Genomic DNA, 22,007 nt, shown 5'->3' with positions numbered 1-22,007 from the left:
TGTAGGGGAATCGAATTTAATTAAATATATTTATTTTTTTGATAAATTTGTATTGAACTCGCGTTTAGCGTAGCCAGTATATAGCTGACGAGGGCGAGCAATTTTTAGGCCATCATCATGCATTTCGTTCCAATGTGCAATCCAGCCGATAGTACGCGCGATTGCAAAGATAACAGTAAACATAGTGGAAGGAATGCCCATTGCTTTTAAGATGATGCCTGAATAGAAGTCAACGTTCGGGTACAGTTTTTTCTCAATGAAGTACGGGTCGTTTAGTGCAATACGTTCTAATTCCATTGCTACTTCGAGCAGGCTGTCATTTAGACCAAGCTCATTGAGAACTTCGTGGCAGGTTTCACGCATAACCGTTGCACGTGGATCATGGTTTTTATAAACACGGTGACCGAAGCCCATTAGGCGGAATGCATCATTTTTGTCTTTGGCACGGTTAATGAATTCAGGGATATGTTCAACACTCTGAATTTCTTCCAGCATACGCAAGCAAGCCTCGTTAGCACCACCGTGAGCTGGACCCCATAGTGAAGCAATGCCCGCAGCGATACAGGCAAATGGGTTAGCGCCAGAAGAACCGGCTGTACGGACTGTCGAGGTGGATGCGTTTTGTTCGTGATCCGCATGCAGGATAAGAATACGATCCATAGCACGTTCAAGTACAGGATTTACCACGTATTCTTCACATGGTGTAGAGAACATCATGTGTAAGAAGTTACCAGCATATGACAAATCATTACGAGGATAAACAAAAGGTTGACCGATAGAATATTTGTAACACATTGCCGCAACAGTTGGCATTTTAGATAGCAGGCGGTAAGCGGTAATTTCACGGTGACGAGGGTTGTTAACATCAAGAGCATCGTGATAGAAGGCAGCTAGAGCACCCGTCACACCACACAGGACAGCCATTGGATGTGAGTCACGACGAAAACCATTAAGCATGCGCGTAATTTGCTCATGGATCATGGTATGGCGAGTTACGGTGAATTTGAAGTTTTTATATTCTTCTTCTGTTGGTGCTTCGCCGTATAGCAGGATATAGCAGACTTCAAGGTAAGAAGCTTCGGTCGCCAATTGGTCAATTGGGAAGCCACGATGTAATAAAACACCTTCATCACCATCAATATAGGTGATTTTTGATTCACATGAAGCAGTAGAAGTAAATCCAGGGTCGTAAGTATAAAACCCTTTTGAACCTAAAGCACGGACATCGATAACATCTTGGCCGAGAGTAGGGGATAAAATGTCTATTTCAATTGTGTCTGCACTCTCAGTCGTTAGCTTAGCTTTGTTACCAGCCATTTACGGTCTCCTTAGCGCGTGATAATCAACACCCAACAACCATGATACAGCGTTATACTCGTTATCCTTCAAGTTGCAGCGTTGTTGACTACGCTCACTTGGACTAGTCACATAGTTTTCTATGTTTCTAGCGTCTCATTCACTTGTCGTCTAACCGCAAACTCAAATGATTTAGAGTATATACTGTGTCTTAATGCATTGTTCTACCGGCGTGTTGCGGAAATCAGCTAGCTATCACATTAAATCCTAGCTATGGCGGTAAATCCTCAAATCTGACGACCGATTACAATGTCTTTTAGGTTGTTTATGAGTGTGTAGATGTTATGTTATTTTTAGTTGTTTTCCCTACAATATCATTATTTTTAGTAAGGGAAACAACTTTCATAACTTTTGTTTTTTCTTTTACGTCGATGAAGATACCACGACGCTCAGATAATTCTAGTAGTCATATATGTAAGATAAATGTTGAATCATTGTCAAATAAGATAAGCACATTTATATAAAATGTTTAAATCGTGATCCTTCTCACTGTTCGAGCCAAATGTCTCCAAACATTTTGTGTGGGAATTGTAATAGCATTGTGAAGACTTTATACTGGCTGCAGGTCTCCGGATTACCCTGATGTAGGAATTCCAGCGTAATCAGCATGCAACTCTATTTGAACATGATGGATTAACGTTTAGTTTAAGTTGCATTTTATACCCCCTGTCGCTGTCTGTTTCCGCCCCAGGTCCGGAGGAAGGAAAATAATAAAGAGCTGTGTGGGCAAAATTGTGAAAAAACAAAGACCTGTCAACCTTGATCTGCAGACCATCCATTTCCCGATTACTGCAATATCTTCGATCTTGCACCGTGTCTCTGGCGTAATTACTTTCATCGCAGTTGGTATTCTGCTTTGGCTGTTAGGGACTTCTCTCTCCTCTCCAGAAGGTTTTCAACAAGTATCCGAAATTATGACTGGCTTTTTTGCTAAGTTCATTCTTTGGGGAATTCTAACAGCATTGGCATACCACATTTGTGGTGGTATTCGTCATATGTTAATGGATTTCGGCTATGTTGATGAAACGCTTGCTGCAGGTAACTCATCTGCAAAAGTCACGTTTGTTATTACAGTCATTCTGGCTATTCTGGCGGGGATATTAGTATGGTAAGCAATGCATCATCCTTAGGCCGTACCGGTATTCAGGACTGGCTGTTAATACGTGGTTCTGCGATCGTTATCGTACTCTACGTAATTTACCTTGTTGGCTTTATTGCAATTAACGATATCACCTATGAAACATGGCGTGGTTTCTTTGCATTTTCTGTAACGAAAGTATTCACTATCCTGACGTTGTTCTCGATTTTAGTACATGCCTGGATTGGCTTATGGCAAGTACTGACTGACTATATTAAGTCAACTGCATTGCGTTTAGTGTTGCAACTGGTGATTGTTGTTGCACTGCTGAGTTACTTAATTTACGGAACAATTGTCGTGTGGGGTGCATAAATGAATCTGCCAATAAGAGAATTTGACGCTATCGTTATTGGTGCGGGTGGCGCAGGTATGCGTGCTGCACTACAAATTTCACAACTGGGTTTATCTTGTGCCTTGTTGTCAAAAGTTTTTCCAACTCGTTCTCATACAGTATCAGCGCAAGGTGGTATTACTGTTGCGCTTGGTAACACACACCCAGATAACTGGGAGTGGCACATGTATGACACGGTTAAAGGGTCTGACTACATTGGTGACCAAGATGCCATTGAGTACATGTGTAAGACTGGTCCGGAAGCGATTCTTGAATTAGAACATATGGGGCTACCATTCTCTCGTCTTGATGATGGTACTATTTATCAACGCCCATTCGGTGGTCAATCGAAAAACTTCGGTGGCGAACAAGCCGCGCGTACTGCTGCTGCTGCTGACCGTACAGGTCACGCATTGTTACACACGTTGTATCAACAGAACCTGAAAAACCACACGACGATTTTCTCTGAGTGGTATGCCCTTGATTTAGTTAAAAACCAAGATGACGATGTTGTTGGTTGTACTGCAATTTGTATGGAAACTGGTGAGCTAGTTTATTTCAAAGCAAAAGCCACAATTCTAGCAACTGGTGGAGCAGGGCGTATTTACCAATCAACGACGAATGCGCATATCAACACAGGTGATGGCGTTGGTATGGCTACACGTGCAGGTGTTCCTTTACAGGACATGGAAATGTGGCAATTTCACCCAACGGGCATTGCTGGTGCAGGAGTTCTAGTAACAGAAGGTTGCCGTGGTGAAGGTGGATATCTATTGAACAAAGATGGCGAACGTTTCATGGAACGTTACGCGCCTAACGCGAAAGACCTTGCTGGTCGTGACGTGGTTGCACGTTCAATTATGATTGAAATCCGTGAAGGTCGTGGTTGTGATGGTCCTTGGGGTCCTCATGCTAAATTGAAACTGGACCACTTAGGTAAAGACGTTCTTGAATCACGTTTACCGGGTATTCTTGAGTTATCTCGTACCTTTGCTCACGTTGACCCTATTAAAGAACCAATCCCAGTTATTCCAACATGTCACTACATGATGGGTGGAATACCGACTAAAGTGACGGGACAAGCGATTCGCTATAACGAAAAAGGCGAAGACGAAGTGATCCCTGGTCTGTTTGCTGTAGGTGAAATTGCTTGTGTATCAGTGCATGGTGCGAACCGTCTTGGCGGAAACTCACTATTGGACTTAGTGGTATTTGGCCGCTCTGCAGGTATACACTTGAAAGAGTCACTGATGGAACAAGGTTCAATGCGTGATGCATCTGAATCTGACATCGATGCGGCAATGTCTCGCTTTAATCGCTGGGAAAATGCACGCACGGGTGAAGATCCTGTTGAGATCCGTAAAGCACTGCAAACTTGCATGCAACACAATTTCTCTGTATTCCGTGAAGGTGATGCAATGGCGAAAGGCTTAGAAGAGCTGAAAGTCATTCGCGAACGTCTGAAAAATGCACGTCTTGATGATACATCAACAGAATTTAACACTCAGCGTATTGAATGTTTAGAGTTGGATAACCTGATGGAAACAGCTTACGCAACTGCACAAGCTGCAAACTTCCGTACGGAAAGCCGTGGCGCACATAGCCGTTTCGACTACCCAGATCGTGACGATGCTAATTGGTTGTGTCACTCCTTATATTTACCGCAATCTGAAACGATGACCCGTCGTGAAGTCAACATGCAACCTAAGTTGCGTGAGCCCTTCCCACCGAAAATTCGTACCTACTAATGCGTGGTGTTAATCCAGTTGCGGAGAAATAAACTATGAAACTTGAATTCTCGATTTATCGCTATAATCCGGATGTAGATAACGCACCGCGTATGCAAGATTACACGCTTGAAACGCCTGAAGGGCGCGACATGATGTTGTTAGATGCGTTGATTCTACTGAAAGAGCAAGATCCTACTCTGTCATTTCGCCGCTCTTGTCGTGAAGGCGTATGTGGTTCTGATGGGGTTAATATGAACGGTAAAAATGGACTGGCTTGTATCACGCCACTGTCTGCTTTAACCCGTAGTGGGAAGAAAATTGTCATTCGTCCATTACCAGGTCTACCTGTTGTTCGTGACTTGATTATCGATATGACTCAGTTCTATACCCAATATGAAAAAATTCGCCCGTATCTACTTAATGATAATAAGAATCCACCTGCGCGTGAGAACTTACAGTCACCGGCACAACGTGAAAAACTCGATGGATTATATGAGTGTATTCTGTGTGCATGTTGCTCGACTTCTTGCCCATCTTTCTGGTGGAATCCGGATAAATTTATTGGGCCTGCAGGTCTTTTGGCTGCATACCGATTCTTAATTGATAGTAGAGATACTGAAACCGATGCTCGATTAGATGATCTGAACGACGCTTTTAGTGTTTTCCGCTGTCATAGCATTATGAATTGTGTCAATGTATGCCCTAAAGGACTTAATCCAACTAAAGCTATCGGCCACATTAAATCTATGCTGTTAAAGCATAGTGCATAAAACCGATTATTACCTGCGGTGTGAAAGCACCGCAGGCTGTTAAAAAGTAATAAAGCAAAAGCAAAAAAGTGAACTTAAAAGCCAAACTGCAAATGATGAAGATGCGATCTGACTTAAGGGACCTTTAAAAACCGCAGCCAGTTTTTAAAGGTTCCTTAAAGGGGAGCCCCGGAGTGATAAAGGGAAACCCAAAGAGAGAACATGCATAAAGCACGTCCAGAAGAACCTTTATCGAGGCCGCTTAAACGCGGAAATTAGTTAACCACGGCGAAAACTAAAGCTGTAATAGCTTAAGGGATCACAATGCAGAACGGCGTAATGAAGGACTGGCTGGATTCAAGCTTTCTGGCAGGCGCGAACCAGTCTTACATAGAACAGCTCTATGAAGATTATCTAACTGACCCCAATTCTGTTGATGCTGGCTGGAAAGAAATCTTCCAGCAACTGCCTGGAGCAGGCACCAACGCTGAGCAATTCCATTCTCAAGCGCGCGATTATTTCCGTCGCTTAGCCAAAGACTCTACTCGTTATCACACCTCTGTTAGCGACCCTGCAATCGATGCAAAACAAGTTAAAGTTTTGCAGCTGATTAACGCATTCCGCTTCCGCGGACACCAAAACGCAAATCTTGACCCGTTAGATTTATGGAAACGAGAATCTGTTCCAGATTTAGACCCAACGTTTCATAACCTAACGAAAGAAGATTTCGACGAGACATTCAACGTGGGTTCATTTGCAATTGGCAAAGAAACCATGAAGCTTAGCGAACTTTACGACGCACTGAAACGCATTTATTGCAGTTCAATCGGTGCTGAATATATGCATATCACAAATACTGAAGAAAAACGCTGGATTCAGCAGCGCCTTGAGTCTGTGAATGTTGCTGAGCAATTTTCTAAAGAAGAAAAACGTCGCTTCCTAGCTGAATTAACAGCTGCTGAAGGGCTAGAGCGTTATTTAGGCGCTAAATTCCCTGGTGCTAAACGTTTTTCATTGGAAGGTGGTGATTCACTGATCCCAATGTTAAAAGATTTAATTCACCATGCGGGTAAACAAGATACACGTGAAGTTGTATTAGGTATGGCTCACCGTGGTCGTCTTAACGTTTTAATTAATATTTTAGGTAAAAAGCCAGCTGAACTGTTTGATGAGTTTGCAGGTAAACATAAAGATCATTCAAGTGCAGGTGACGTAAAATATCACCAAGGCTTCTCTTCTGATTTTGAAACTGCAGGTTCACGTGTTCACCTTGCGTTAGCTTTTAACCCATCTCACCTTGAGATTGTTAGCCCAGTTGTCATTGGTTCTGTCCGTGCTCGCCGTGACCGTCTTGATGAAGGTCGCAGCAACATGGTTCTGCCAATTACTATTCATGGTGACTCAGCAATAGCAGGTCAAGGCGTTGTTCAAGAAACTTTGAACATGTCTCAAGCTCGTGGTTATGAAGTTGGCGGCACTATGCGTATCGTCATTAATAACCAAATTGGTTTCACAACGTCGAATCCGAAAGATACTCGCTCTACGGAATATTGCACCGATATTGCGAAGATGGTTCAAGCACCAATCTTCCATGTAAATGCTGATGATCCTGAAGCGGTTGCTTTCGTCACTCGTTTAGCACTGGATTTCCGTAATACCTTTAAGCGCGATGTGATGATTGACCTTGTCTGTTATCGCCGTCATGGCCATAACGAAGCTGATGAGCCAAATGCGACTCAGCCAATCATGTACCAAAAAATCAAAAAGCATCCAACTCCACGCAAAATCTATGCAGACCGCTTAATTGAAAATGGCGTTGTAACTGCTGATGAAGTGACTGAAATGGTTAATCTGTACCGTGATGCACTGGACAGAGGCGACCGTGTAGTTGAAGAATGGCGTGAAATGGGGCTTCATTCTTATACATGGGAACCGTACCTGAATCATGAGTGGGATCAAGCTTATAAATCGACTTATGACCTCAAGCGTTTACAAGAGCTCGCTACAAAAGTTAGTACAGTACCTGCAGAAATTGTCACTCAGTCTCGCGTAGAAAAAATCTATTCTGACCGTGCTGAAATGGCAAAAGGCGCGAAACTTCTGGATTGGGGTGGAGCTGAAACTCTGGCTTATGCAACACTAGTTGATGAAGGTGTTCCTGTTCGTCTATCAGGTGAAGATGCGGGTCGTGGTACATTCTTCCATCGGCATGCAGTTGTTCATAATCAAACTAATGGTTCAGTATATGTGCCGCTGCAAAATATTCATAACGGTCAAGGTGTGTTTAATGTTTGGGATTCTGTTCTGACTGAAAACGCATTACTAGCATTTGAATATGGTTATGCAACGACAGAGCCTCGTACTTTGACCATTTGGGAAGCACAATTTGGTGATTTCGCGAACTGTGCACAAGTGGTTATCGATCAATTTATTAGTTCTGGTGAGCAAAAATGGGGCCGTATGTGTGGTCTTGTTATGTTATTACCACATGGTTATGAAGGGCAAGGTCCAGAGCACTCTTCCGCACGTTTAGAACGTTACCTGCAACTTTGTGCAGACCAAAACATGCAAGTGTGTGTACCTTCAACACCAGCACAGGTTTACCATATGCTGCGTCGTCAAGCTCTTCGTGGTATGCGTCGCCCTCTGATTGTTATGTCACCTAAATCCTTACTCCGCCACCCATTAGCGGTATCAAGTTTGGAAGAACTGGCAAATGGTAAGTTCCAGCCAGTAATTGGTGAAATAGATGAAATCAATCCGAAAAACGTGAAGCGCGTCGTTTTGTGTTCAGGAAAAGTTTATTACGATCTGTTAGAGCAACGTCGTAAGAATGAGCAAACAGATGTAGCGATCGTACGCATTGAGCAGCTATATCCATTCCCACACGAAGATATTCAACAAGCGTTAGCGCAATATGCGCACGTTAAAGAGTTTATTTGGTGTCAAGAGGAGCCATTAAACCAAGGTGCTTGGTATTGCAGCCAACATAATTTCCGTGAAGCTATTCCAGCAGGATCGTCTTTACGTTATGCCGGTCGTGCTGCTTCTGCATCTCCAGCAGTTGGATATACGTCCGTTCACCAGGAACAGCAACAAGCCCTGGTTAATGACGCTTTGAACATTGAATAAATTAAAGGATATAAAATGAGTAGTGTAGAAATTCTTGTTCCCGATCTTCCTGAATCCGTTGCTGATGCGGCGGTTGCCACATGGCATAAAAAACCAGGTGATAGCGTTGAACGTGATGAAGTGCTGGTTGAAATCGAAACTGATAAAGTTGTGTTAGAAGTACCTGCGAGCGAAGCTGGTGTGTTAGAAGAAATCGTTGAAGAAGAAGGCGCAACAGTATTATCTAAACAACTGTTAGGTCGTATTCGTTTAGGTGATAGCTCGGGTATTCCTGCTGAAGTTAAAGCTGCTCAAGAAGCAACGCCTGCTCAGCGTCAAACTGCAAGTTTAGAAGAAGAAAGCAATGATGCGTTGACTCCATCAATTCGTCGTTTAGTTGCAGAACATGATCTCAATCCAGCAGATATAAAAGGTACTGGTGTTGGTGGTCGTTTGACTCGTGAAGATGTTGAAAAACATTTAGCAGCAACTAAATCAGCAGCACCTGCTGCTAAAGTTACAGCACCTACTGCACCACAAGCGCCACTTGCACACCGTAGCGAAAAACGTGTACCGATGACTCGTTTACGTAAGCGAATTGCTGAGCGTCTTCTAGAAGCAAAAAACAGTACAGCAATGCTAACAACGTTTAACGAAGTTAACATGCAGCCAATCAAAGACTTGCGTAAACAATATGGTGAAGTCTTTGAAAAACGTCATGGTGTACGTTTAGGTTTTATGTCTTTCTATGTTAAAGCTGCGGTTGAAGCATTAAAACGCTATCCAGAAGTGAATGCTTCTATCGATGGCACTGATGTTGTTTACCATAATTACTTTGATATCAGCATTGCAGTGTCAACACCTCGTGGACTAGTAACTCCAGTGTTGCGTGATGTTGATGCTATGAGCATGGCAGATATTGAGAAAAAAATTAAAGAACTCGCTGTTAAAGGTCGTGACGGTAAATTAACTGTTGAGGACTTAAGTGGTGGTAACTTCACAATCACTAATGGTGGCGTATTTGGTTCTCTAATGTCTACACCTATCATTAACCCACCTCAGAGCGCAATCTTAGGCATGCATGCTATTAAAGATCGCCCTATGGCTGTTAATGGTAAGGTTGAAATTCTTCCAATGATGTACCTTGCATTATCTTATGACCACCGTCTTATTGATGGAAGTGAGTCAGTTGGCTTTTTAGTTGCCATCAAAGATTTGCTGGAAGATCCAACTCGTTTACTGCTAGACGTATAGCAACATAACAGGGTAGGAACAACCTACCCGGTCTGAAGTAACCGATGCAACCGGTTCACCGGTTGCTAAATCAGTAACAATTGCAGGAGGCGAATAAACGCCTCTTCAGACTCAATTATGGATAGAACATCATGAATTTACACGAGTATCAGGCAAAACAGCTTTTTGCACGTTATGGTTTACCAGCACCAACGGGTTATGCTTGTTCAACAGTTGCAGAAACTATTGACGCAGCTAAAAAAATTGGTAATGGTCCATGGGTTATTAAATGTCAGGTTCACGCAGGTGGACGTGGTAAAGCAGGCGGCGTGAAAGTGACTAGTGATATCAATGATATCAGTTCGTTTGCAGAAAAATGGTTAGGTCAAAATTTAATCACTTATCAAACGGATACAAATGGCCAGCCTGTTAACCAAATCCTAGTTGAAAGTGCAACTGATATCGCAAAAGAGCTTTATCTTGGTGCGGTTGTTGACCGTAGCACACGTCGTGTTGTGTTCATGGCTTCGACGGAAGGTGGTGTTGAAATTGAGAAAGTTGCTGAAGAGACACCTGAATTAATCCATAAAGCAATTATTGATCCATTAACGGGTCCTATGCCTTACCAAGGCCGTGAATTAGCGTTTAAATTAGGTTTGACTGGTAAACAAGTTAGCCAATTCGCTAAAATTTTCATGGGGCTAGCGACAATGTTTATCGAACGTGACTTCGCACTTGTTGAAATCAACCCATTGGTTATCAATACCGCAGGTGATTTGATTTGCTTGGATGGTAAATTAGGTGTTGATGGTAACGCATTGTATCGCCAACCAGAATTACGTGAAATGCGTGATGCTTCACAAGAAGATGCGCGTGAAGCGCAAGCTGCTGAATGGGAACTAAACTATGTTGCTCTAGATGGTAATATCGGCTGCATGGTTAACGGTGCTGGCCTAGCAATGGGTACAATGGACATCGTTAAATTACACGGTGGCGCACCTGCAAACTTCCTTGATGTTGGTGGTGGGGCAACAAAAGAGCGTGTAACTGAAGCCTTTAAGATCATTCTTTCTGATGAAAACGTGAAAGCCGTTTTTGTTAACATCTTTGGTGGTATCGTTCGCTGTGACCTGATCGCAGACGGCATCATTGGTGCAGTAGAAGAAGTTGGTGTAAGTGTACCAGTTGTCGTACGTTTAGAAGGTAATAATGCAGAATTAGGTGCGAAAAAACTGGCAGAAAGTGGCTTGAATATTATCGCTGCTAACAGTTTGACTGATGCAGCTAAGAAAGCAGTAGCAGCAGCGGAGGCTAAATAATGTCTATTTTAATCGATAAAAACACCAAAGTGATTTGCCAAGGGTTCACTGGCGGTCAGGGAACTTTCCATTCAGAACAAGCAATTGCATACGGTACGCAAATGGTTGGCGGTGTTACGCCAGGCAAAGGTGGAACAACGCATTTAGGCCTACCAGTATTCAATACTGTTCGTGAAGCCGTTGAAGCAACTGGCGCAACGGCATCTGTTATTTATGTTCCTGCTCCATTCTGTAAAGATTCAATCTTAGAAGCTATCGACGCAGGCATTAAACTGATCATTACTATCACGGAAGGCATCCCTACGCTGGATATGTTGGTTGTGAAAGTGAAATTAGATGAGGCTGGTGTACGCATGATTGGGCCTAACTGCCCTGGTGTAATTACTCCGGGTGAGTGTAAGATTGGTATTATGCCAGGTCACATTCACTTACCAGGTAAAGTGGGTATCGTTTCTCGTTCAGGTACCCTGACTTATGAAGCAGTTAAACAAACGACAGATGCGGGTCTAGGCCAATCGACTTGTGTAGGTATCGGAGGGGATCCAATCCCTGGTTCTAACTTTATTGATATCCTGAAACTCTTCCAAGAAGATCCACAAACTGAAGCGATTGTCATGATCGGTGAAATCGGTGGTAATGCGGAAGAAGAAGCGGCAGCTTACATCAAAGAGCATGTAACCAAGCCAGTTGTTGGTTATATTGCAGGTGTAACAGCGCCAAAAGGTAAGCGTATGGGGCACGCAGGTGCAATCATAGCTGGCGGTAAAGGCACTGCCGATGAGAAATTTGCTGCATTAGAAGCTGCTGGTGTCAAAACTGTACGCAGCTTGGCTGATATTGGTGAAGCTGTAAAATCACTGTTAGAGAAATAAACTTATCACGTAAGCATATACTCAAAAAGATTTAAGAGTATGTAAGTGATAGACGAAGTTATTAGCTGAGAAAAGTCCATATTCAAGTTTGAATGTGGGCTTTTTTTATGGCGTTAAAACTAACATACTGAAAAATTGTGTTTCTTTAATAATAAATGTTCAATTCAAATTTAATTAATCGAAAGTAGTCGAGCTATGGAATTAATTTAGTAATTACTGAAATTCATAATAAGAATGGAATTGGTTAGTATTATAAATAAAATATTCTTTTTCAGAAGGTTTAAATCTAAATTGATTTTTTAGATAGTCGATTAGATAACTAAGATTATTTGCATTATTATCAATAACAGCGACTTAACATTTAAATAACTGTTAATTGATGATAAAGATAATTAGTTAACAACTTAAGGAAAAATTGACGTAAATCAATTTATTAGTGCTGGATTTATTTTTTAAATCGCTTAAATTGGCACTGATCAAATAGTCATTTTTCTATTATAGGGTATAATTATTGATGTATATGCATAATTCAAATCTGAATCACGCAAAAAAAGTTTATTGTATGTGAATATAAGCGTACTATTATTATAGTGTCGTTAGAATTCTTAATTTTGTTAATTATTTGTTTTTTTGAGGCATTTTTTGCTGGTAGTTAAGAGGCTTTCTTTTACTGTACTGGAAGCTAGGTTGCCGCAAGTCGGTGTCTTCCTGCTAGGAGCAAGGAGTCAAGATGTTTGATATTGTCGAACTGTCAAGGTTACAGTTTGCCTTAACAGCGATGTATCATTTCCTATTCGTACCACTAACGCTAGGTATGGCGTTTTTGCTTGCGATTATGGAAACGGTATATGTGCTGTCTGGTAAGCAAATTTATAAAGATATGACTAAGTTTTGGGGCAAGTTATTTGGTATTAACTTCGCTCTGGGTGTTGCAACTGGTTTGACTATGGAGTTCCAATTCGGGACTAACTGGTCTTACTATGCACACTATGTTGGAGATATCTTCGGTGCACCTTTAGCAATCGAAGGTTTGATGGCATTCTTCCTTGAATCTACCTTTGTTGGTTTATTCTTCTTTGGTTGGGATCGTTTAAGTAAAACTCAACACCTTGCGGTGACGTGGTTAGTTGCATTAGGCTCTAACTTCTCAGCATTGTGGATACTGATTGCGAACGGTTGGATGCAAAACCCAATTGCAGCAGACTTTAATTTTGAAACTATGCGTATGGAAATGGTAAGCTTCTCTGAGCTTGTCATGAACCCAGTTGCACAAGTTAAATTCGTTCACACTGTTGCAGCCGGTTATTGTACTGGTGCTATGTTTGTTTTGGGTATCAGTTCTTACTATATGCTCAAAGGCCGTGACCTCGCATTTGCTAAGCGTTCATTTGCAATTGCAGCAAGTTTTGGTATTGCAGCTGTACTGTCAGTTATCATTCTTGGTGATGAATCAGGCTATGAAATGGGTGACGTACAAAAAACCAAATTAGCTGCGGTAGAAGCTGAATGGGAAACTCATCCACCTCCTGCAGCGTTTAACCTGATTGCTTGGCCTGATACCGAAAAAATGGAAAATAAATTCGCTATTTCTATTCCATGGGCTATGGGTATCATTGCGACACGTTCACTCGATACACCAGTATTAGGCCTAAAAGACCTAATGAAACAGCACGAAGTACGTATCCGTAACGGTATGATTGCATACGGTGAGTTACAACAACTCCTTGATGGAAATAAAGATCCGGAACTGCGTAAATCGTTTGAAATCAATAAAAAAGATCTAGGTTATGGATTGTTGTTAAAACAATATGCACCAAACGTTGTTGATGCAACAGAAGAGCAAATCCAAAAAGCTGTTAAAGACAGTATCCCGAACGTAGGGCCTCTATTCTGGGCATTCCGCATTATGGTTGGCGTTGGTTTCTTACTTCTGCTGATTATTGGGCTATCTTTCTTATCAGTTGTACGTAACCGTATTGGTCAAAACAAATGGTTGCTGCGTACTGCTTTGTTTGGTATTCCATTGCCGTGGATTGCAATTGAGTCGGGTTGGTTTGTTGCAGAATATGGTCGTCAACCATGGGCAATTGGGGAAGTACTTCCTGTATCCGTTGCGCATTCAAACTTGACAACCAATGATCTGATTTTCTCTCTAGTCCTGATCTGTGGTCTGTATACACTGTTCTTAATTGCTGAATTGTTCCTAATGTTCAAATTCGCTCGTAAAGGGCCAAGCAGCTTGAAAACTGGCCGCTATCACTTTGAACAGAAAAACAACTCTGCACAAGACGTTCAGTAAACAGGAGTCCACTTATGTTTGATTATGAAGTTCTTCGATTTGTGTGGTGGATCTTAATTGGCGTACTGCTAATTGGTTTCGCTGTCACAGATGGTTTTGACATGGGCGTCGGCTTCCTGCTACCTATTTTAGGTAAAACAGATACTGATCGTCGTATCATGATTAACGCTGTTGCACCGCACTGGGATGGTAACCAAGTTTGGTTAATTACCGCGGGTGGGGCAATGTTTGCAGCATGGCCACAGGTTTATGCTGCTTCGTTCTCAGGTTTTTATGTCGCTATGATTTTAGTGCTAGCAGCACTATTCTTCCGCCCAGTCGGTTTTGACTACCGTTCTAAGCTGGAGAATCCAAAATGGCGTAACATGTGGGACTGGGGTCTGTTTATCGGTGGTTTTGTTCCACCGTTAGTTATTGGTGTTGCGTTTGGTAACCTGCTATTAGGTGTGCCATTCGAAATTAATAAACTACAGTACCTTACCTACACAGGAAACCTGTTTGGCTTGCTTAACCCATACGGCTTGTTGGCTGGAGTGGTAAGTTTGATGATGATCGTAACTCAAGGTGCAACTTATTTACAAATGCGCACTACGGGTGAGCTGCATCTTCGTGCCCGCAAAGCAACTTACATCACAGCTTTGCTAACAACATTAACGTTCGCTGGTGCTGGTGTATGGCTAGTAATGGGAATTGATGGTTATGCTGTGACTTCAATTATTGATACTTACAGCCCATCAAATCCACTGAATAAAACAGTAGAAGTTGTTGCTGGCGGGTGGTTGGTCAACTTCAATAACTATCCAGCGTTATGGGTGTTACCTGCTTTAGGTGTAGTATTGCCTCTCTTGACTATGCTGTTAAGCAAAGTAGATAAAAATGGTTTAGCATTTGTTAGCTCATCGTTGACTATTGCATGTATCATTTTGACATGTGGAGTAGCAATGTTCCCATTCATCATGCCATCAAGCATCATGCCAAATGCAAGCTTGACCATGTGGGATGCAACATCTAGCCTATTTACTCTACAAATAATGACTGTTGTAGCGATTATTTTTGTACCAATCGTTTTGGCCTACACTGCGTGGTGTTACTACAAAATGTTTGGTCGCTTGGACAAAAACTTTATCGAAAGCAACAAGCATTCACTGTATTAAGGAGCATAACATATGTGGTATTTTGCCTGGATCCTCGGCACGCTGTTAGCTTGTAGTTTTGCAGTGATTGCAGCGCTTGCTTTAGAGCATGCTGAAGATAAAGCTGCAGCCAAAGATGGTGAGTAATAAATAATGCTGGTGGATAAATGCTATCAGCTATTGGATAAGGGCCTGATAAGGGCTCTTATCCTTATATTAGCTTTGGTGATTGCAGGAAGCGTAATGTGGGATCCGACATTATTTGCAGCAAAAACCAGTTCATTCCTAATTTGGCAAGGGTTATTACTTATTTGGGCCACGTGCAGCGCCATCATATTTGGTGTTGGTTTTAGGCCTAATAAGTTGATTTGGCGAACTATTTTTCATCCATTACCCGCAGCTATCATCCTTATCTGGGGGCTAATTAAAGTCTTCGGTTAATCCTAATTATCAATTATGGGTCAATCGGCCCATATTTTTTTTTGATAACTTTACTTCTAAGTCATTCCAAAGCGTCCTCGTCTTCAGTATAGTTACACCGTTAATTATTTAACCTAGGATGGAGTGGTTGTTATGCTATTTCGCTGGCCTGTTCGCGTGTATTATGAAGATACTGATGCGGGCGGTGTGGTTTACCATGCGCGTTATCTTGCTTTTTTTGAACGAGCTAGAACCGAGATGCTGCGGAATATAGGTATCAATCAACAAAATTTACTGGCAGAGAACCTGGGATTCGTTGTTCGCAGCATGACAACAGATTTTATCAGGGCAGCTCGGCTAGATGATTTATTGGAAATTGAGACACAAATTATTGATATAAAACGTGCCTCTTTAACCTTTCAACAAAGGTTAGTTGATTCACAAGGTAACCTGCTTTGTGGGGCTGTTGCCCTTATTGCTTGTGTGGACATATCAAAAATGAAGCCAACAGCGCTTCCTAAGTCTATTGTCGCGGAGTTTAAACAGTGGCTGACATGAATATCCTGGATTTATTCCTAAAAGCTAGCCTATTAGTTCAGATCATTATGTTCGTTTTGATCGGGTTCTCTATAGCCTCTTGGGCTATTATTATTCAGAGAACAAAAATTTTAAATGCGGCTACCCGTGAGGCAGAAGCTTTCGAGGATAAGTTTTGGTCAGGTATTGAGTTATCGCGTTTATATAAAGAAAGTCAAGCGCGTCGTGATGCTCTAGGTGGAGCAGAACAAATTTTCTATTCTGGATTTAAAGAATTTGTCCGTTTACATCAAGCGAACATTCATGCTCCAGATGCTGTATTGACTGGGGCATCTCGGGCAATGCGTATCTCAATGAACCGTGAACTTGAATCCGTTGAAAACCATATCCCATTTTTAGGCACAGTAGGTTCAATCAGCCCTTATATTGGCTTATTTGGTACGGTGTGGGGGATAATGCATGCATTCATCGCATTAGGTTCTGTTAAACAAGCTACATTGCAGATGGTTGCACCGGGTATCGCAGAAGCTTTGATTGCAACAGCAATTGGCTTGTTTGCAGCTATTCCTGCTGTTATGGCATATAACCGCTTGAACCAACGCGTGAACAAATTAGAGCAGAACTACGATAACTTTATGGAAGAGTTCCTGGCTATTTTACATCGCCAAGCATTTTCTGCTGATAAGAAATAATACGGGGAGATAAGCGAATGGCGCGCAATAGTCGCAAACGTGAGCTGAAATCCGAAATCAACATTGTTCCATTGCTGGATGTGTTGTTGGTGCTGTTGTTAATTTTTATGGCAACAGCGCCGATTATCTCTCAAAGCGTGGAGGTTGATCTGCCGGATGCCACAGATACTCAGACAGTATCATCAAGTGATAATCCGCCGATTATTTTAGAGGTTGCAGGTGTTGGCCAATATAATATGTTAATCGACGGTGAACGTTTAGATTTATTACCACCGGAACAGATTGCTGCTGAGGCGAAAACGCAGTTAGAGAAAAATCCAAAGGCTATTTTTCTCATCGGCGGTGCGAAAGAAGTTCCTTATGATGAAGTTATTAAGGCACTGAATATTTTGCATCAAGCAGGGATCAAATCAGTCGGTTTAATGACTCAACCCATGTAGTTTGAGTGACGATTCTTTTTTTGGAAACCAGTTGTGGGAAAGACAAAAGAGAAAAATGATAATTTAAAACGCTCTCTTCTGACGTCAGTTGTATTACACGTCTTATTGATAGCGTTAATTATAATTGGTTCCTTAGTTTCCGTCGTCAAACTTGGCGGAGGTGGGGAAGAGGGGACTGTCATCGATGCGGTGATGGTCGACCCCGGTGCTATTGTTGAGCAATATAACCAAATGCAGCAACAAGAAAATAGCGCTAAACAAGCCGTTAAAGAACGTAAAGAGAAAGAACAGAAACAAGATGCTGAGCTGAGGGAAAAGCAAGAGCAGGAACAAAAACGTCTGCAAAAACTGGAGCAAGAGCGTATTCAGACTGAACGTGAGGCGCAACAGCAACAAAAACAAGCAGAGCAGCAACAACAGCAAGCTGCTGAATCTGCTAAAAAAGCTAAACAAGAGCAAAAAATAGCAGAAGAAGCCGCCGCAAAAGCGAAAGCTGAAAAAGAAAAACTGGTTAAAGAACAAGCCGCAGCGAAGGAGAAAGCAGAGGCTGTAGCTAAAAAAGAAGCTGAAGCAGTAAAAGCCAAAGCTGCCGCAGAAGCTAAGGCAGCAGCGGATGCTAAAGCTGCCGCAGAAGCTAAGGCAGCAGCGGATGCTAAAGCTGCCGCAGAAGCTAAAGCAGCAGCGGATGCTAAGGCTGCCGCAGATGCTAAAGCTAAAGCAGATGCTAAGGCTGCCGCAGATGCTAAAGCTAAAGCAGATAAAGAAGCCAAGGCCAAAGCAGCTAAAGATAAAGCTGAAGCTGCAAAAAGTGCCTCTTCAGTTGATGATTTACTGGGTGATCTGACTTCGTCTGGTCCAAGTAAACAAGGTGGAGCCGCAGCTGCTGGTCAAGGAGGAGGTAAAAAATCTGGAGCTTCAAATGCTGATGTTGATAGTTATGCAGGTAAAGTTAAAGCAGCTATCCAAAGTAAGTTCTATGACTCGGATACCTTCCGTGGAAGAACGTGTGATCTTCAATTAAAAATTGCGCCAGATGGTTTGTTGATAAGCATTACGCCGAAAAATAATGCGGCTAATGACCCAGCACTCTGTGATGCTGCAATTAGAGCAGCAAAACTTGCGAAGCTACCTAGGCCTCCGGCTGATGTTTATGAAGCATTTAAAAAACAAGGAAGTACAGTTGTATTTAACCCTAAATAGGATAAGTCAGAGCTGTCTGTATTGAATTTCTATCTGCTTTAGCATAAATAGTTTGTACGCTATCTAGTTTTGTTAGTATACCTTTGTTAATATTCAGCGAATTATTGTGGTGCTCTTCAGTACCACAGTAAGGGAGATAAGGATGAAGCAGGCTTTTAAAGTAGTTCTCGGGTTTGTCATGCTATGGGCAACAGTTGCTCAGGCAGAGATTCGTATTGAGATCACGGAAGGTGTTAATAGTGCTCAACCAATTGGCGTCGTGCCTTTTAAATGGTCTGGCTCAGGTACACCCCCACAAGAAATCGGGCAAATTGTCAGTGCTGACTTACGCAATAGTGGTAAATTTAATCCTATTGAGCCAAGTCGTATGCCACAGCAACCAGGTACCGCTTCTGAAGTAACACCAGAGGCATGGACCGCGCTTGGCATTAATGCAGTTGTTGTCGGTCAGGTTCAACCTGCTGCCGATGGTAGCTATGTTGTCAGTTATCAACTGGTTGATGTTGCTGGTAGTCCGGGTGCTGTTTTATCTCAGAATCAATTTAAAGTAACTAAGGAATGGTTACGTTATGCAGGCCATACCGCAAGCGATGAAGTTTTTGAAAAGCTGACCGGAATTCGTGGGGCATTTCGTACTCGTATCGCCTATGTCGTGACAAATAAAGGCGGTCAATATCCATATGAATTACGAGTCTCTGACTACGATGGTTATAACCAATTTACGGTACATCGTTCACCAGAGCCTCTGATGTCGCCAACATGGTCACCAGATGGTGAGCGCTTGGCGTATGTGACATTTGAAAGTGGCAGTTCAGCACTGGTGATTCAGACCTTGTCAAGTGGGGCTGTTCGTCAGGTTGCATCATTCCCGCGTCATAATGGTGCACCTGCATTTTCACCAGATGGGACTAAACTAGCCTTTGCACTGTCGAAAACAGGTAGCCTGAATCTCTATATTATGGACTTAGCAAGTGGTCAAATTCGTCAAGTGACTGATGGCCGTAGCAATAATACAGAGCCAAGCTGGATGCCAGATAGTCAAACATTGGTCTATACTTCGGACCAAGCGGGTCGACCGCAAATTTACAAAATTAATATTAATGGTGGTAGCCCTGTACGTGTAACCTGGGAAGGTTCACAAAATCAGGACGCTGATGTTAGCCCGGATGGATCCTTCCTTGTAATGGTCAGCTCCGGAGGCGGTCAGCAGCATATCGCTAAACAAGATCTGGCAACGGGTAACGTTGAATATTTAACTAAAACGTTTCTAGATGAAACGCCGAGTATCGCACCTAACGGCACTATGGTAATTTATAGCTCCTCTCAAGGCTTGGGGACTATATTGCAGCTAGTTTCGACCGACGGGCGTTTCAAAGCGCGTCTTCCGGCTACCGATGGACAGGTTAAATTTCCTGCTTGGTCGCCGTATCTGTGATGCATAATAATAATGTGTGGCAAACTATTAAAGGATCAAAACGATGCAACTGAATAAAGTGCTTAAAGGGCTGATGATCGCATTACCAATCATGGCTGTCGCAGCTTGTAGCTCTAACAAAAACAATGACCAGAATGGTGCGGATTCTTCAACTAACCAAACTAATACTGGTCTGTCTGCGGAAGAGCTGGCACGTCAGCAAATGCAAGAACTGCAAAACAACAATATCGTTTACTTCGGTTTCGATAAATATAACGTATCTCCAGAATATGCTGATATGTTAGATGCGCACGCAGCATTCCTGCGTAGCAACCCATCTGTTAAAGTTGTTGTTGAAGGTCATGCGGATGAACGCGGTACTCCTGAGTACAACATCGCATTAGGCGAGCGCCGTGCTAATGCAGTTAAAATGTACCTGCAAAGCAAAGGTGTCGCTGGTGATCAAGTTTCTCTGGTTTCTTACGGTAAAGAAAAACCAGCTGTGTTAGGTCACACAGAAGCTGATTACGCTAAAAACCGTCGCGCAGTAATTGCATACTAATATATAAGCGAAATTATCTCTTATGAACAGTAACTTCAGACATCTACTTGTAGGTCTGTCGTTATTGGTTGGCGTAGCGGTCCCTTGGGCCGCTATTGCCCAAGCGCCAATCATTAATGTCGGATCCGGTTCATCCGGTGATCGCCTTGCTCAACTTGAGACAGCCGTTAGTTCTCAAGGTCAGATCTTGTATCAAATCCAGCAGCAACTTGCTGACAACCAACGTGATATTGATATGTTACGTGGACAAATTCAGGAAAGTGAATATAAACTGAATCAGGTTGTTGAGCGCCAAAAAGATTTGTATATGCAATTAGATCAAGCAGGGAGTGGAACTACAGCTTCAGACTCAGCGACCACGCCTGATTCATCTTCTACGACAGCATCACCTGCTCCAGCAGTATCAGGCGGCGGTGAAAAGGAAGATTATAACGCAGCGGTTACGCTTGCGATGAATAGCAAATCAAAAGCGCAGATCGATGAGGCTATTGGAGCATTACAAAGCTTTATAAAAAGTTATCCTAAATCAAGTTATCAATCTAATGCCAACTATTGGTTAGGCCAACTTAATTACAATAAAGGTAGCAAAGATGATGCAGCATTCTACTTTGCGACAGTAGTTAAAGAATATCCTAAATCCCAAAAAAGCAGTGAAGCCTTATATAAAGTAGGACTCATCATGCAAGACAAGGGGCAAAAGGATAAAGCGAAAGCTGTCTATCAACAGGTATTAAAACAATACCCTAATAGTTCTGGCTCTAAACTTGCTGAGAAAAAGCTTAGTTCACTTTAATCATTAGCCCCGAAGAAGTAATTACCGAATATTTCGGGGTTAACCGTATGATAAGTGTGCATTCAGTTGTATTTTTTAAAAAAATCATTGCACCCTCTTCAGAAATCAGTAATATAAGCCGCCGTTGAGACGAGAATTATTAGTATCAATATGAATCAAATAGCTTTTTGATTCTCAAGCTTTCAGATGGGTCGTTAGCTCAGTTGGTAGAGCAGTTGACTTTTAATCAATTGGTCGCAGGTTCGAATCCTGCACGACCCACCATCTCTAAGTTGTTATTATTCGAATAGAATGATGAGTTTTTAAATAAGTACATTTAGTTTGTGATTAGTTATATTGATAGATTAATCAAGTTTTACAAGAAAAGACTTTAGATGGGTAGTTAGCTTAGTTGGTTGAACTACTGACTTTTACAAGCTGGTTGCAGGTTCGACCCGAAGGGTGAAGCCGGAGGCTTTATAATCCTGTACAACTAACCATCTCTAAGTTGTTATTATTCGAATAGAATGATGAGTTTTTAAATAAGTACATTTAGTTTGTGATTAGTTCTATTGATAGATTAATCAAGTTTTACAAGAAAAGATTTTAGATGGGTCGTTAGCTCAGTTGGTAGAGCAGTTGACTTTTAATCAATTGGTCGCAGGTTCGAATCCTGCACGACCCACCAATCAAAAAATC

General features: G+C 42.2%; 20 protein-coding genes and 2 tRNA genes. 21 read left to right on the top strand and 1 reads right to left on the bottom strand.

What is annotated here, in order from left to right:
- Positions 1-30 precede the first annotated feature (30 nt).
- Positions 31-1,317 (bottom strand): citrate synthase, encoded by a 1,287-nt coding sequence (locus tag OOA_RS10240; RefSeq protein WP_008912082.1) that lies wholly within the window; start codon positions 1,315-1,317, stop codon positions 31-33.
- Between the two features lie 746 nt (positions 1,318-2,063).
- On the opposite strand from OOA_RS10240, the gene sdhC reads away from it, so the two are divergent.
- From sdhC to OOA_RS10140, 21 genes are all read left to right on the top strand, one after another.
- Entirely contained in the window at positions 2,064-2,468 is a 405-nt protein-coding gene (gene sdhC / locus OOA_RS10235) for a succinate dehydrogenase cytochrome b556 subunit (RefSeq protein ID WP_201764590.1), read from the top strand.
- On the top strand, positions 2,462-2,806 hold the full coding sequence (gene sdhD, locus OOA_RS10230) for a succinate dehydrogenase membrane anchor subunit (protein WP_008912080.1): 345 nt from the start codon (positions 2,462-2,464) through the stop codon (positions 2,804-2,806). Before sdhC ends, sdhD begins: the two co-directional genes overlap by 7 nt.
- Positions 2,807-4,573: a succinate dehydrogenase flavoprotein subunit gene (gene sdhA / locus OOA_RS10225; protein ID WP_008912079.1), complete on the top strand. Its 1,767-nt coding sequence runs from the start codon at positions 2,807-2,809 to the stop codon at positions 4,571-4,573.
- A 35-nt stretch (positions 4,574-4,608) separates the two neighbouring features.
- The gene (locus tag OOA_RS10220; protein ID WP_008912078.1) at positions 4,609-5,325 is read left to right on the top strand and encodes a succinate dehydrogenase iron-sulfur subunit; all 717 of its coding nucleotides are present in this window, start codon (positions 4,609-4,611) and stop codon (positions 5,323-5,325) included.
- Between the two features lie 303 nt (positions 5,326-5,628).
- Positions 5,629-8,436 carry a 2-oxoglutarate dehydrogenase E1 component gene (sucA, locus tag OOA_RS10215; RefSeq protein ID WP_008912077.1) on the top strand — a complete coding sequence of 936 codons (2,808 nt, stop codon included), beginning with the start codon at positions 5,629-5,631 and terminating at the stop codon, positions 8,434-8,436.
- Between the two features lie 15 nt (positions 8,437-8,451).
- Positions 8,452-9,669, top strand: coding sequence for a 2-oxoglutarate dehydrogenase complex dihydrolipoyllysine-residue succinyltransferase (gene odhB / locus OOA_RS10210; RefSeq protein ID WP_008912076.1), 1,218 nt, complete (start codon positions 8,452-8,454; stop codon positions 9,667-9,669).
- A gap of 131 nt (positions 9,670-9,800) precedes the next feature.
- On the top strand, positions 9,801-10,967 hold the full coding sequence (gene sucC, locus OOA_RS10205; protein WP_008912075.1) for an ADP-forming succinate--CoA ligase subunit beta: 1,167 nt from the start codon (positions 9,801-9,803) through the stop codon (positions 10,965-10,967).
- The gene (gene sucD / locus OOA_RS10200; protein ID WP_008912074.1) at positions 10,967-11,839 is read left to right on the top strand and encodes a succinate--CoA ligase subunit alpha; all 873 of its coding nucleotides are present in this window, start codon (positions 10,967-10,969) and stop codon (positions 11,837-11,839) included. Before sucC ends, sucD begins: the two co-directional genes overlap by 1 nt.
- A gap of 730 nt (positions 11,840-12,569) precedes the next feature.
- On the top strand, positions 12,570-14,138 hold the full coding sequence (gene cydA, locus OOA_RS10195; protein WP_008912073.1) for a cytochrome ubiquinol oxidase subunit I: 1,569 nt from the start codon (positions 12,570-12,572) through the stop codon (positions 14,136-14,138).
- A 14-nt stretch (positions 14,139-14,152) separates the two neighbouring features.
- Positions 14,153-15,292, top strand: coding sequence for a cytochrome d ubiquinol oxidase subunit II (gene cydB, locus OOA_RS10190; RefSeq protein ID WP_008912072.1), 1,140 nt, complete (start codon positions 14,153-14,155; stop codon positions 15,290-15,292).
- A 12-nt stretch (positions 15,293-15,304) separates the two neighbouring features.
- Complete coding sequence (gene cydX / locus OOA_RS20055; protein ID WP_008912071.1) at positions 15,305-15,418, top strand: cytochrome bd-I oxidase subunit CydX; 114 nt, start codon at positions 15,305-15,307, stop codon at positions 15,416-15,418.
- Between the two features lie 6 nt (positions 15,419-15,424).
- Positions 15,425-15,712, top strand: a complete 288-nt coding sequence (ybgE, locus tag OOA_RS10185) for a cyd operon protein YbgE (RefSeq protein WP_040690939.1) — start codon at positions 15,425-15,427, stop codon at positions 15,710-15,712.
- Positions 15,713-15,844: 132 nt separating this feature from the next.
- Entirely contained in the window at positions 15,845-16,249 is a 405-nt protein-coding gene (gene ybgC, locus OOA_RS10180; RefSeq protein ID WP_008912069.1) for a tol-pal system-associated acyl-CoA thioesterase, read from the top strand.
- Entirely contained in the window at positions 16,237-16,920 is a 684-nt protein-coding gene (gene tolQ, locus OOA_RS10175) for a Tol-Pal system protein TolQ (RefSeq protein ID WP_008912068.1), read from the top strand. The genes ybgC and tolQ overlap by 13 nt, the downstream gene beginning before the upstream one ends.
- Before the next feature lie 17 nt (positions 16,921-16,937).
- Positions 16,938-17,360 (top strand): colicin uptake protein TolR, encoded by a 423-nt coding sequence (tolR, locus tag OOA_RS10170; protein WP_008912067.1) that lies wholly within the window; start codon positions 16,938-16,940, stop codon positions 17,358-17,360.
- Positions 17,361-17,393: 33 nt separating this feature from the next.
- The gene (gene tolA, locus OOA_RS10165) at positions 17,394-18,560 is read left to right on the top strand and encodes a cell envelope integrity protein TolA (protein ID WP_008912066.1); all 1,167 of its coding nucleotides are present in this window, start codon (positions 17,394-17,396) and stop codon (positions 18,558-18,560) included.
- A 142-nt stretch (positions 18,561-18,702) separates the two neighbouring features.
- On the top strand, positions 18,703-19,995 hold the full coding sequence (gene tolB, locus OOA_RS10160; RefSeq protein WP_008912065.1) for a Tol-Pal system beta propeller repeat protein TolB: 1,293 nt from the start codon (positions 18,703-18,705) through the stop codon (positions 19,993-19,995).
- A 43-nt stretch (positions 19,996-20,038) separates the two neighbouring features.
- A complete protein-coding gene (gene pal, locus OOA_RS10155; protein ID WP_008912064.1) occupies positions 20,039-20,536 on the top strand; it encodes a peptidoglycan-associated lipoprotein Pal in 498 nt (165 codons plus the stop codon).
- Positions 20,537-20,558: 22 nt separating this feature from the next.
- Positions 20,559-21,329 carry a cell division protein CpoB gene (gene cpoB, locus OOA_RS10150; RefSeq protein ID WP_040690937.1) on the top strand — a complete coding sequence of 257 codons (771 nt, stop codon included), beginning with the start codon at positions 20,559-20,561 and terminating at the stop codon, positions 21,327-21,329.
- A gap of 188 nt (positions 21,330-21,517) precedes the next feature.
- A tRNA-Lys gene (locus OOA_RS10145) sits at positions 21,518-21,593 on the top strand.
- A 327-nt stretch (positions 21,594-21,920) separates the two neighbouring features.
- A tRNA-Lys gene (locus OOA_RS10140) sits at positions 21,921-21,996 on the top strand.
- Positions 21,997-22,007 lie beyond the last annotated feature (11 nt).

This window comes from Providencia burhodogranariea DSM 19968, from assembly GCF_000314855.2.
GTDB lineage: Bacteria > Pseudomonadota > Gammaproteobacteria > Enterobacterales > Enterobacteriaceae > Providencia > Providencia burhodogranariea.
The sequence above is the reverse complement of the archived record's forward strand: the minus strand, read 5'-3'. Positions and strand labels throughout refer to the sequence as shown.